At 55.1% G+C, this 12,990-nt stretch carries 10 protein-coding genes; all 10 read left to right on the top strand.

Annotated features, from left to right (window positions below; all coding sequences use genetic code 11):
* Positions 1–52 precede the first annotated feature (52 nt).
* From mutS to ileS, 10 genes are read left to right on the top strand one after another with little or no spacing between them, the layout of a single operon-like run.
* A complete protein-coding gene (mutS, locus tag ACLQ3M_RS09830) occupies positions 53–2,674 on the top strand; it encodes a DNA mismatch repair protein MutS (protein ID WP_411677511.1) in 2,622 nt (873 codons plus the stop codon).
* A gap of 28 nt (positions 2,675–2,702) precedes the next feature.
* Positions 2,703–3,236: a GNAT family N-acetyltransferase gene (locus tag ACLQ3M_RS09835; protein WP_411677512.1), complete on the top strand. Its 534-nt coding sequence runs from the start codon at positions 2,703–2,705 to the stop codon at positions 3,234–3,236.
* 26 nt (positions 3,237–3,262) lie between these two features.
* The gene (mutL, locus tag ACLQ3M_RS09840; protein WP_411677513.1) at positions 3,263–5,191 is read left to right on the top strand and encodes a DNA mismatch repair endonuclease MutL; all 1,929 of its coding nucleotides are present in this window, start codon (positions 3,263–3,265) and stop codon (positions 5,189–5,191) included.
* Positions 5,191–6,138, top strand: coding sequence for a tRNA (adenosine(37)-N6)-dimethylallyltransferase MiaA (miaA, locus tag ACLQ3M_RS09845; RefSeq protein ID WP_411677514.1), 948 nt, complete (start codon positions 5,191–5,193; stop codon positions 6,136–6,138). The genes mutL and miaA overlap by 1 nt, the downstream gene beginning before the upstream one ends.
* Positions 6,135–7,424, top strand: a complete 1,290-nt coding sequence (locus ACLQ3M_RS09850) for an HlyD family efflux transporter periplasmic adaptor subunit (protein WP_411677515.1) — start codon at positions 6,135–6,137, stop codon at positions 7,422–7,424. Before miaA ends, ACLQ3M_RS09850 begins: the two co-directional genes overlap by 4 nt.
* Positions 7,402–8,139, top strand: a complete 738-nt coding sequence (locus tag ACLQ3M_RS09855) for a YggS family pyridoxal phosphate-dependent enzyme (RefSeq protein WP_411677516.1) — start codon at positions 7,402–7,404, stop codon at positions 8,137–8,139. The genes ACLQ3M_RS09850 and ACLQ3M_RS09855 overlap by 23 nt, the downstream gene beginning before the upstream one ends.
* A gap of 21 nt (positions 8,140–8,160) precedes the next feature.
* Positions 8,161–8,646, top strand: coding sequence for a cell division protein SepF (locus tag ACLQ3M_RS09860; RefSeq protein ID WP_066642491.1), 486 nt, complete (start codon positions 8,161–8,163; stop codon positions 8,644–8,646).
* The gene (locus ACLQ3M_RS09865; protein WP_411677517.1) at positions 8,646–9,401 is read left to right on the top strand and encodes a YlmH/Sll1252 family protein; all 756 of its coding nucleotides are present in this window, start codon (positions 8,646–8,648) and stop codon (positions 9,399–9,401) included. The genes ACLQ3M_RS09860 and ACLQ3M_RS09865 overlap by 1 nt, the downstream gene beginning before the upstream one ends.
* A gap of 16 nt (positions 9,402–9,417) precedes the next feature.
* On the top strand, positions 9,418–10,062 hold the full coding sequence (locus ACLQ3M_RS09870; RefSeq protein WP_411677518.1) for a DivIVA domain-containing protein: 645 nt from the start codon (positions 9,418–9,420) through the stop codon (positions 10,060–10,062).
* Positions 10,063–10,102: 40 nt separating this feature from the next.
* Positions 10,103–12,889, top strand: a complete 2,787-nt coding sequence (gene ileS / locus ACLQ3M_RS09875; RefSeq protein ID WP_411677519.1) for an isoleucine--tRNA ligase — start codon at positions 10,103–10,105, stop codon at positions 12,887–12,889.
* The last annotated feature ends 101 nt before the right edge of the window (positions 12,890–12,990 follow it).

The following is a 12,990-nucleotide window of genomic DNA, read 5'->3' on the forward strand; positions in this document are numbered from 1 at the left end:
CCCGGTTCAAGCGAATGCCGGATTGAATGATTAACGGAGGCGGTCAACAAATATGGCGGAATTATCTCCCATGATGAAGCAGTATTTTGAAATCAAGAAACAGTACCCGGATACGATCCTTTTTTTCCGCCTCGGCGATTTTTACGAGATGTTTTACGACGATGCGAAGCTCGCTTCGCGCGAACTGGAGCTGACGCTGACGGGGCGCGACTGCGGGCAGGCGGAGCGGGCGCCGATGTGCGGCGTACCGTTTCACAGTTATGAAACCTATGTCGCGCGGTTGATTTCAAAGGGCTATAAAGTTGCCATCTGCGAGCAGATGGAAGACCCCGCCCTGGCAAAGGGACTGGTGAAAAGGGACATCATCCGTGTCGTGACGCCGGGAACCGTACTGGAAAACAGCATGCTGGACGAGTCAAAGAACAACTATATCTGTTCCCTGTGCATTTCCGGCACGCAGGCCGGCGTTTGTTTCGCGGATGTATCCACCGGGGAGCTGCACGCAACCACGCTGTACGGAAAGAACGCGGAGGAGCTGACCCAAAGGCTGATCAACGAGCTGAGCCGGTTCTCTCCGCGTGAAATTCTGATCGGGCAGGAAGCGCTTGACTTAAGCACGCTTCCTGATTTTATTAAAAAACGCATGAGCGTCAGTCTGGAACTGCTTTCCGGAGACGACTTTGCCTCGGAAACCTGCGCCCCGCTGGTGCTGGAGCAGTTCCATAAAGACGATCTGGATGAGCTGGAACTTTCTGAAAAACCGGAAATCACACGCGCAGTCGGTGCGCTGCTCAAATACCTGAAACGGACCGAACGCGCCGGGCTGGAGCGTATGGAGGATCTGGACCTGTACAGCGGAACCCAGTACATGCGGCTGAACCTGAATACGCGGCGGAATCTGGAGCTGCTGGAAACCATGCGGAGCAAGGAAAAACGCGGTTCGCTTTTATGGGTTCTGGACCGGACGAGGACCGCGATGGGGAAGCGGCTGATCCGCAGCTGGATCGAAAATCCGCTTTTAAGCCCGGCGCAGATCGGCCGCCGCCTGAACGCGGTGGAGGAGCTTTTTGACGACAGCATCCTCCGCGACGGCCTGTCAAACCGCCTTTCCGGAATTCACGATCTGGAACGGCTGATGTCCCGCATCGTTTACGGGAATTCGAACGGCAGGGAGCTTCGGAGCCTTTCCTTCGCGTGCGAATCGCTTCCCATGCTCAAGTCGCTGCTCAAGGATTCCCGCTCCGAAATGCTCCGCGGCATCTGGGGGGAGATTGACGAGCTTCAGGATCTCCGCGGGCTGATAGAACGCGCGATTGTGGACGAGCCCCCGTTTTCCGTGCGGGAAGGCGGCGTAATCCGCCCCGGATTCAGCGAAGAGCTGGACCATCTCAAAGGCGACATGAGCGACGGGCGCGGAGTGATTGCCCGGATTGAGGCTCAGGAGCGCGAACGCACGGGAATCCCGAAGCTGAAAGTCGGGTACAACCGCGTGTTCGGCTATTACATAGAAATCAGCAACGCCTACAAGGACCAGGCACCGCCCGAATATATCCGCAAGCAGACCCTGACGAACTGCGAACGGTTTATCACCCCGGAACTGAAAGAGCTGGAGGGCCGCATCCTTGGCGCGCACGACAAATCCGTTCAGCTCGAGTATCAGCTTTTTGATTCCGTCAGGAAGCAGGTGGCGGCGCAGATGACCCGCGTGCAGAAAACGGCCGCCGCCGTCGCGCGTCTGGATGTCCTTCTCTCATTCGCTCAGGTTTCGGCCGACCGGAAATATATCCGACCCACCGTAAATCTGAACGGAAAAATCATATTGAAGGAAAGCAGGCATCCCGTCGTCGAAGCGCTTTCCGAAGAACCGTTTGTACCGAATGACGCGGACCTGGACCGCGAGGAAAACCGGGTCGCGATTATCACCGGGCCGAATATGGCGGGGAAATCCACTTTCATGAGGCAGATCGCCCTGATCGTCATTATGGCGCAGACCGGCTGCTTCGTTCCGGCGGCGAGCGCGGAAATCGGCATTGTGGACGCGATTTTTACCCGGGTCGGTGCGTCGGACGACCTGGCCTCCGGCCAGTCCACCTTTATGGTGGAAATGGCGGAGGTGGCGGAAATTGTGAAGGAAGCGACAAGCGACAGCCTTTTGATTTTGGACGAGATCGGCCGCGGAACCTCGACGTTCGACGGCATGAGCATAGCGCGGGCGGTCTTGGAATATGTGGCGGACCGCAGGCAGCTTGGCGCAAAGACCCTGTTCGCGACCCACTACCATGAACTGACCGAACTGGAGGAGCTGATCCCGGGGGTCAAGAATTACAACATCGCGGTCAAAAAGCGCGGGGACGACATCACCTTTCTGCGCCGTATCATCCGCGGCGGAGCGGACGACAGCTACGGGATTGAAGTGGCCAAGCTGGCAGGCGTTCCAAACCGGATCATCACGCGCGCGAAACAGATTTTGGCGGAGCTGGACAGCGGAAACGCGGTGCCGCCGCCGAAGAGAAACATGAAAAAACCGGAGGATTCCGAAGACGATATGCAGCTTGCGCTGATTCCGCCGAACCAAACGGAGATTCTTGACAAGCTCGGCGGGCTGGACGTCAATACCCTGACGCCGATCGAATGCATGAACACGCTGTTTGAACTGACGAAGCTTGCAAAGTAAAACGGATTTTCAGAAGAGGGTTAAGGATTTGGCAAAAAGTATTTTGAAGGACGGACAAGAGCTTTTGATTCGTCCGGCGGAGGAGAGCGACGCGGAGCAGCTGGTGGCGTACATGAACCTAGTCGGCGGGGAAAGCGATTTTCTCACCTATGGGGAAAATGAATGCCGGTTTACGGTCGAAGGAGAAAAGCAATTTCTTCGGGACCAGAGTGAAAATCCGGCCAATCTCTTTCTGGTGGGTTTTGTCGGCGGCGAGCTGGCCTGTTCCGCGAACCTTGCGGCGGAAAGCAAGAAAAGAATCGCCCACAACTGTGAGCTGGGAATTACCGTACGAAAAAAATACTGGCGGCAGGGCGCGGCGAGCGCCCTTTTGACCGAACTCATCCGTTTTGCAAGGGAAACCGGTACGCTGAAAGCGATTCACCTCGACGTCTATGCAAATAATGTGAATGCAATCCGCCTGTATGAAAAATTCGGGTTTCAGGCCGTTGGGCGCATCAGAAATTATTTTCGGGTTGACGACAGATATTACGACGACCTGATTATGGATTTGTCTCTATAAAAGAAAATCGGAAAGAAGGGCGCGCTATGGGAAAAATCAATGTGCTGGAAAAACACGTCGCGGAGCTGATCGCCGCGGGCGAAGTGGTGGAGCGCCCGGCCTCCGTCGCCAAAGAACTGGTGGAAAACGCGGTTGACGCGGGTGCGACAGGCGTTACGGTCGAAATCCGAAACGGGGGGACTACCTTTCTGCGCGTTGCCGACGACGGCTGCGGCATTGCACGGGAAGACGTACCGCTGGCTTTCCTGTCTCACGCAACCAGTAAAATTTCCGGCCGCGAGGATCTGGACTCGATTGCTACGCTCGGCTTTCGGGGCGAGGCTCTGGCTTCCGTCGCCGCTGTGGGGCGCGTGGAGCTTCTGACCCGCACGGCGGAAGAGCTTGCGGGTACTCATTACGTGATCGACGGAGAAGGGGAGCATATCTGCGAAGATGCAGGCTGCCCCAAGGGGACAACCTTTGTGGTGCGCGATCTGTTTTACAATACGCCGGCCAGAATGAAATTTCTTAAAAAAGACGTAACCGAGGGCAACGCGGTCGCCGCCGTCGTGGACAAAGCGGCGCTGTCCCATCCGGAGGTTTCGTTCCGCTTTTTGAGGGATGGGAGGGAAACGCTCCACACGCCGGGGGACGGCCGGGTGAAATCCGCCGTTTACGCGGTGTATGGGAAGGAGTTTACCTCCGGAATGATTCCCGTTGAATACGAGCTGAACGGAATCAAGCTGAGCGGCTTTGTCTGCAAACCCTCCGCGGCCAGACCGAACCGGAGCATGCAGAACTTTTTTATCAACGGCCGCTATGTCCGCACACGGACCGCTTCCGTTGCGCTGGAAGAGGCGTTTAAGGGGTCTCTGATGGTGGGAAAGATTCCGTCGTGCGTACTTCATCTTCGGATTCCGTTCGGAACGGTGGACGTCAACGTCCACCCGACGAAACTCGAAGTGCGGTTTATCAATGAAAAGCCCGTTTTCGACGCCGTCTATCACGGCGTGAAAACCGCTCTTAACCGTGGGGACACTCCAACGGTGCTTTCCCTTCACGGAGAAAGCAGGACGCAGCTTCCCTCTGTTCCAAATGCGGTTCAGATTCGTTTCCCCGCCGGGCCGGAGGAAAAACCGGAGGATGCCCGTTTTCCACGGGTGCCGCCGGTACGGGAAAAAAGCTACGCCGTGAACGATTCAGCTTGTGACATCGAAGCGGATGATCTTCCGGAAGTGTCAGCGCCGGCGCCGCGCGCGGTACCGGCTTCCGGCTTTGGAGCGATGACAGTTTCGAAGAGGCCGGAGGAGGCAGCCGACAGTTTCCCGGCGGCTGCCCCGGAGCGCGTGGAAGGAACTCCCGGACCGGTCTCCGTGCCGGCTGCACAAGCACGTGAGGAAGCGCCGGAAGAACCGGAACGGCTGCTTGGGGAAGCGTTCGGCACTTACATTGTGCTGGAGCGCGGCGAGTGCCTTGTGTTTGTTGACAAGCACGCGGCGCACGAACGGATGCTGTATGAGAAGCTGAAGAACGAAGGCGGAAATGCGTTCTGCCAGATGCTTCTGGAGCCGGTGCCGGTCACACTCGAAAAAAACGAGTACTCGGCGGTGCTTGAGTCGCTCGGTCTTTGCAGACAGGCCGGTTTCGAGCTGGAGGATTTCGGCGGCGGAACGGTGCTGGTGCGCAGCGCCCCGATGATTCTGAATGACGGGGATATTTCCGGGGCGGTGATGGAAATAGCCGGTTATCTCGCCGAAAACAAGAACGATCTGACGACGCGGAAGATCGACTGGCTGTACCATAATGTTGCCTGCCGCGCGGCGGTCAAGGCGGGCGATAATACTTCCCCGATGGAGCTGGCTGCGCTTGCCCGGCGGGTGGAGCGGGAGGATGTTCGGTACTGCCCGCACGGCAGGCCGGTTTCCTTCCTGCTTAGGAAAAAAGACCTTGAGCGTCAGTTTGGGAGGATACAGTGATGGACCGGATTCCGGTCGCCGCGGTCGTCGGCCCGACCGCCACGGGGAAGAGCCGGCTTGCGGTGGAACTTGCCCTGCGGCGTCGGGGCGAGGTCGTTTCCGCCGACTCCATGCAGATTTACCGTGGCCTGGCCATCGGTACGGCACAGCCGACACGGGAGGAGATGAGGGGTGTCCCCCATCATCTGATCGGGTTTCAGGACCCGGAACAGCCGTTTAGCGTCGCCGATTATGTTGCGCTGGCATCGGAACGAATCCGGCAAATCTCAGAACGGGGCTGTATGCCTTTCCTCGCGGGAGGGACGGGCCTGTATGTCGCTTCCCTGCTTCGCCACCTGAGCTTCGCCCCGGAGGGCCGGGACGAAGTGCTGAGGGAAAGTTTGTTTCGCAGGGCCGAAGAACATGGACCGCTCGCTTTGTGGGAAGAGCTGAAGAGCTTTGATCCCAGGTCGGCGGAGCGGATTCATCCGAACAATATCGCGCGTCTTGTGCGCGCGATCGAGATTTACCGCACGACGGGAACGACCATGACCGAGCAGGTCGAGCGGTCCCGCCTGGAACCGTCGCCTTATGACGCGTGCCTGGTCGGTCTGGATTACCGCGACAGAAATAAACTTTATGAAGTGATCAACCGGCGCGTCGACGGCATGGTGGAGGCTGGGCTGGTGCGTGAAGCGGAACGGGTGCTTGCCCTTCCTGCCGGAACGACCGCCCGGCAGGCGATCGGCTACAAGGAGTTTCTCCCGTATTTTAGCGGCGAACGCAGCCTTGAGGAAGCGACGGAACAGGTCAAACGGGAAAGCCGACGTTACGCGAAACGCCAGCTCACCTGGTTCCGGAGGCAGGAGCAGGTCGAATGGATTTACCTTGACGAGGAACCCGATTTTGGCTCCGTGTGCCGCAGAGCGGATGAAATTCTTCTGAAAAAGGGGTGGGCCCTGCCATGAACAATCCCTTACTCAGACGCCTTGCGGCGTCGGCCATCGCGCTGCTGCTGCTTCTGTACGTCGGGTATCAGGTCTACAAATCCCATTACACGGGGATTCAGACCGAAACCGCTTCTTATTTTACCGCTTCCGATTCCGTGCAGGTGAACGGAATCGCAGTCCGGGACGAGGTTCCGCTGAAAAGCAGCGGCGGTGTGATCGATTACGTTCTCTCTTCCGGCGATAAGGTCGCGAAGGGCGGCGTTGTGGCCAAGGTTTATTCGAGCGAGCAGCAGGTGACCGCCCTTCATAAAATGGCAAGCGTGGATAACGAAATCAAGCAGCTGGAGGAATTGCAGTCTCCGGGTGATACCTATGCCGCAAGTCCGGATTCCCTGAACGAGCAGATTCACCGCAAGTTATCCGCTCTTCTTGGGCAGACCGTGTCCGGCTCTCTGTCATCGCTGAACAAGACGCGGGAGGACTTGCTGTATCTTCTGAATGAACGCCAGATTATTACGGGAAAGGCCACTGATTTCAGCGCAAGGCTGAAGGAGCTTGAGGCGGAGCACGCAACGCTGAATCAGCAGGCGGGCACCGCGCTGAGTAAGATTGTATCGTCGGATTCCGGCTATTTTATCTCTTCTACCGACGGCTTTGAATCCGCGATCGATTTTTCCAAGGTTAAAACCCTTACCTGCGACCGGATTCAGGCGGCCCTGAGCGCGAAGACGGCCTCCGATTCCTCCATTGGGAAGATCAGCAGAAGCTATGAGTGGTATTTCGTGTTCACGGTTTCACCCGGGCAGGCTGCGGGGTTCAGGCAGCTGGCGGACGGAGGTACCGTATCCCTTCGGTTCCCGTTTGTTTCAAACGTAACCGTTCCCGCGTCCGTCGCGGCCGTTAACCAGGACGGCTCCGATTCTCCCGCGGCCGTAATTCTTCAGTGCAGCAACATGAATTCCGAACTGGCGTCCATCCGCAAGGAAACAGCCCAGGTAGTCGAACGGGAGTATACCGGAATCCGTGTCAGCCAGAAAGCGCTCCATTTTGAAACCGTGACAAAAAAGACAAAAGATGAAAAAGGGAACGTTAAAACGACTAAAAAGGAAGTCAGCGGGGTATATGTTCTTCATGGCAGTCAACTCAGTTTTCGTCAGATCGTGCCGCTTTACAGTACGGATAATTATGTGATCTGCGATCCGAACCCGAATATGAAGGCTCTGATGACGGACGAAACCATCAAACTGCATGATGAAGTTGTTGAGGAAGGGACTGATTTATATGACGGAAAAGTTGTCCAGTGATCTGGAACAGCGTTTTTTGGATGTTGAAGAGAATTTAAAAACAGTTCGCGGACGGATTGCGGAGGCCGCGGTCAAGAGCGGGAGAACTCCGCAGGACATCACTCTGCTGGCCGCGACCAAAACCGTTTCCGCGCAGATCATCAACCACGGAATTGAACTTGGAATCGATCATATCGGGGAGAACAGGGTGCAGGAGTTGGAGGATAAGCTTGACTCCTACGACCTTTCGAACTGTGAGCTTCAGTTTATCGGCCATTTGCAGACCAATAAAGTGAAATATCTGATCGGGCGCGTTTCCATGATTCAGTCTGTCGATCAGGAAAAACTGGCAAAAGAAATTTCAAGATTGAGTGAAAAACAGAATCTTACGACCGATATACTGATTGAAGTAAATATCGGGCATGAGCCGAATAAATCAGGCGTTCTGCCCCAGAATCTGTATGAACTGATAGAAACAGTTTCCCTTCTTCCGGGAGTACGGATCCGCGGACTGATGGCTATTCCTCCGGCCGGAGCATCGGAAAAAGAGACAATGAATTATTTTTTGCAGATGAATCAATATTTTGTTGACATAAAGAGCAAAAAAATAGATAATGTAGCTATGGACTTTTTATCAATGGGAATGTCTGCCGATTATCCCCAGGCAATCCTTGCTGGCGCCAATCTGGTTCGGGTAGGCACGGCTCTGTTCGGACCGAGAAATTATAATAGATAGGCTTTTGGAGGTGCTCATTTTATGCCCGGATTTGTAGAAAAAATCAAGGACATGTGGAATCCGCCCGAGGACGAATACGAATACGACTATGCGGAAGAGCCGGAAGAGGTAGATTCAATGGCTGGTGACAAAAGAGAAAGCGAAGCTGAAATGCAGCAGCGTGAATCCGCAAGACGCATGCAGGCGATCAATTCGGGGAACAAGGTTGTCAATATCCATGCGACGGCTCAGCTTCAGGTGGTTCTTTTCAAACCGGAGCGCTTTGGGGAAGAAACCTGCGCTACTGCGGACGAACTGCTGAAAATGCACACCGTTGTTCTGAATCTTGAAAACACCAACAAGGATGTTTCACGCAGAATCATTGACTTTCTCAGCGGAGTTGCCTACGCCAACGGCGGAAAAATCAAGCGCGTTGCAACCAGCACGTTCATTATAACGCCGTACAACGTCGACCTGACCGGGGACGATGTCCTGGACGAGCTGGAAAGTAACGGCGTTTACTTTTAATGGAACAGAAACCGGGTTCGGCGGCGCTTGAATCCAGATTTCGCGACCTCATGCGCCTTTCCTCATCCGCCGGCAGAGCAAGGTTCATGGGCTTTCTCGATGAGCGGGAGGCCTTTGCAGTTCATGGATTCGCACAGCGGGAAAAAGAGCGGAGCACAATGCTTTGGGGTGGCTATCCCGATGCGGAACGCGTGATGTTCGGCGCGTTCCCCGACTTTATGCAGCCGGAAGGGGACGCTTTTCCCATTACGGCAGTAACTGCGTCTTTCCGAAAATGCGACAGGCTTTCCCACAGGGATTTTCTGGGGGCGCTTCTTCATGCCGGAATTGAACGAAGCGCCCTCGGAGATATCCTTGTTGAGGAAGGCCGATGCGTTTTTTTCTGCCGGGATGAAATTTCCGAATTCCTGATCTCTCAGATTTCGAAAATCGGCGGCGTCGGCGTTCGTTTGTCGCAGGGATACGGCGAGCCTCTGCCGCAGGCGCATCATTTTGAGGAATGGACCGCCGTAATCGCTTCCGCGCGACTGGACTGCGCGGCCGCGGCGGCGGTCTCTACAAGCCGGGAAAAAGCCTCAGAGATGATTCGTTCCGGTTTGGTGCAGCTGAATCATGATACCGTTGTTTCTCCTTCGGAAGAAATCCGGGAGGGCGACAAGCTTTCCGTCAGGGGAAAAGGCCGGTTTGTCCTTGACCGAGTGGGACCTGTCACCAAAAAGGGCAGACTTATCATAAAAGGCCGAAAATATTTGTAGTAGGGGTGTGTTTTCTATGCTTTCGATGAACGACATTATTAACGCCAGTTTTCGTAAATCAGGTTTTTCCGGATACAAAACCGACGACGTTGACGTCTTTATCGATCAGGTCAAGGATACTGTCGACCAAATGCAGAAAAAAGAGGTTGAACAGGAAGAGCTGATTGATAAGCTGAGAGCTGAAAATCAGCAGATGACCGAAAAAGTGAAAATTCTTGCCGACAAGGTCGAGGAATTCCGCTCTCAGGAGGATGAAATCAAAAATGCCCTGATCAGCGCCCAGAAGGTTGGGGACGCGTCCGTGCGCGAAGCGCGCCACAGGGCGGAGATCATCCTGAAAGACGCCAATCTGAAAGCCGAGCATATCGAACAGGAAGCGCGTGAGAAAACCGAGGAACAAAGAAAGGAAATGGAACGCCTGCAGCGGGCTGTTTCGGATTTTCGCTCCCATTTGCTTGCCGCATATAAAGAACACCTCACTCTGATCGACGCCTTGCCCTCCAATAAGCCGGAGTTAAAGCAGGAAGCGGATGTACCCGCGTCTGTTCCGCTGCCGGAGCCGGAACCAAAAAGTGTTTCTGCCGCTCAAGTCGGCGAGGAAGCACCCGAGATGTTCCAGGCTGACATCTCCTGCTTTGAAGCCGAGTCGGCGCAGGATTAAAAACCGCATGAATTCTAAATCTTAAGGAGAGAGTCAACCAATGGATTATAAAAGCACCCTGAACCTTCCAAAGACTGATTTCCCAATGCAGGCGGGCTTACCGAAAAGGGAGCCGGATCAGCTGGGAAAGTGGCAGGAAGAAGATCTTTATCAGAAAGTTTTGGAAAAAAACGAAGGCCGTCCTCTCTATGTGCTGCATGACGGCCCTCCGTACGCGAACGGAAACATCCATTTGGGAACCGCTCTCAATAAGATTCTGAAAGATATCATTGTCCGGTACCGCAATATGGCCGGTTACAAGGCCCCTTATGTTCCCGGGTGGGATACCCACGGCCTTCCGATCGAACGGAAGGCGATCGACAGTGTCGGGCTGGACAGCAGGAACGACGATCCCGTTTACTTCCGGAACCAGTGCAGGGACTTTGCCCTAGCGCACATCAGCAGCATGACCGAACAGTTTCAGCGTCTCGGCGTGATCGGAGACTGGGAGCATCCCTATAAAACGCTCAGCCCGGATTTCGAAGCGAAGCAGATCGAAGTATTCGGCGAGATGGCTTTAAGAGGTTATATTTATAAGGGCCTGAAACCGGTTTACTGGTGCGCGCATGATGAAACGGCTTTGGCCGAGGCGGAAATTGAATACAGCGAGGATCCCTGTGATTCCATTTATGTAAAATTCCGCGTGACGGATGATAAAGGTCTGCTGACGGCCAAGGGCGCGGATCTCTCAAAGACGTATTTCGTGATCTGGACGACGACGACTTGGACGATTCCGGCGAACACGGCGATCTGCCTTGGCCCGGAATTCGATTATTCCCTGATAAAAGCGGGGGACGAGTATTATGTACTTGCGTCCGCTTTGACGGAAGCAACTATGCAGGAAGCCGGCATTTCGGAATATGAAAAGATTGCCGAATTCAAGGGCAGCGAGCTGGAGCATATCCGCACGGTGCATCCGTTTATCGACCGCCCGTCCCCGATCATCCTCGGCGACCATGTCACACTGGAAAGCGGGACCGGCTGCGTTCACACCGCTCCGGGACACGGAATTGAAGACTATGACGTCTGCCATAATTTTTACCCGGAAATTCCTGTCATTGTGCCGGTCGACAGCCGTGGCAGGATGACCGCCGAAGCCGGCGAACGCTTTAAAGGTCTGACCACGGAAGAAGCGAACGGCGCCATCCGCGATTATCTGAAGGAAATCGGCGCCCTGCTTGCCGTAAAGCACATCATCCACCAGTATCCGCACTGCTGGCGCTGCAAGCATCCGGTGCTGTTCCGCGCCACGGAGCAATGGTTCTGCTCCGTGGAAGCGATCAAGGACAAAACGGTGGAAGAAATCAACAAGGTACAGTGGATTCCAGAATGGGGACGCGATCGCATTACTTCCATGGTCCGCGACCGCAAGGACTGGTGCATTTCGCGCCAGCGCCTTTGGGGAGTACCGATTCCGATTTTTTACTGCAAGAACTGCGGGAAAGAGCTTGTCACCCGCGAAACGATCGAGGCGGTTGCGTCCGCTTTCCGGAAAGAAGGCTCCAACGCATGGTTCAGCCATTCGGCGGAAGAACTGCTGCCGAAGGGAACGCACTGCGATTGCGGCTGTACGGAATTCACGAAGGAGACCGACGTCATGGACGTTTGGTTTGACTCCGGTTGCAGTCATGCCGCGGTTCTGACCACCCGCGACGACCTGCACTGGCCGGCAGAGCTTTATCTGGAAGGGAACGATCAGCACCGCGGATGGTTCCAATCATCGCTTTTAACCAGTGTTGCCTGGAGGGGACAGGCCCCCTATAAGGCGGTGCTGACGCACGGAATGGTCATTGATCTGGAAGGGCGCAAAATGTCAAAGTCCCTTGGCAACGGCATCGCGCCCGGAGAAGTCGTCCAGAAGTATGGCGCCGATATTCTCCGTCTTTGGGTTGCTTCCAGCGATTATCAGGCGGACGTTCGTATTTCCAATGAAATTTTGAAGCAGCTTTCCGATGCGTATCGGAAAATCCGCAACACCGCCCGCTTCATTCTTGGAAATCTTTCCGACTTTACACCGGACAGGGATATGGTTTCCCCCGACCGTCTTCTTCCGATCGATCGCTGGGCTCTCAACCGCTTTAACGGCCTGCTTCAAGGGGTGGACAAGGCGTATCAGACCTTTGAATTCCACGCCGCCTATCACGCGATTCATAATTTCTGCGTGGTGGATATGTCGAATTTTTATCTCGACGTGCTGAAAGACAGACTTTATGTGGAAAAGGCGGAGAGTGAGGAACGCCGCGCGGCGCAGACCGCGATGTTCCTGATTCTTTCCGGTCTTACCCGTCTGGTTGCCCCGATTCTTGCCTTTACCTCGGATGAGATCTGGCACAGCATGCCGCATCTGAGCCGCGAGAACCAGAAATTTGTCATGCTGAACGACCTCCCGAAGCCCGTGGATGTGAATGCGGATGAGGAATTCGTCGCAAAGTGGGACCGGATTCATCAAATTCGCGATGAAGTGAAAAAGGCGCTTGAAATTGCCCGTAAGGACAAAACAATCGGCGCGCCGCTTGACGCGGAAGTTCAGCTTTATTGCACCGGCGAACTTTACGATTTCGTAAAGTCGGTGGAAGATGAGCTGAAGACCGTCTTGATTGTCTCCGGCGTGGAAGTTTTCAGCGAGGGGTCCGGCACGTTCCAGGGCGAGGAGCTTCCGGAGCTTTCTGTTTCGGTGGCGCACGCTCACGGGGAAAAATGTGCCCGCTGCTGGTGCTACAGCGATTCGGTCGGCACCGATCCGGAGCATCCGGATATCTGTGCCCGGTGCGCGAAAGCGCTCGAGTAACAATAAACTGTATTACCGTGCCGGCAGCCGGCAAAGGCTGCTCGGTACGGCTTTTTTGTTATGGGACGGCTTTGTCGGGGTTTATGGTTCTTTTTCCTATC

Origin of the sequence: Caproicibacter sp. (assembly GCF_046707225.1) — a bacterium.
In the GTDB taxonomy this organism is placed as follows: domain Bacteria; phylum Bacillota; class Clostridia; order Oscillospirales; family Acutalibacteraceae; genus Caproicibacter.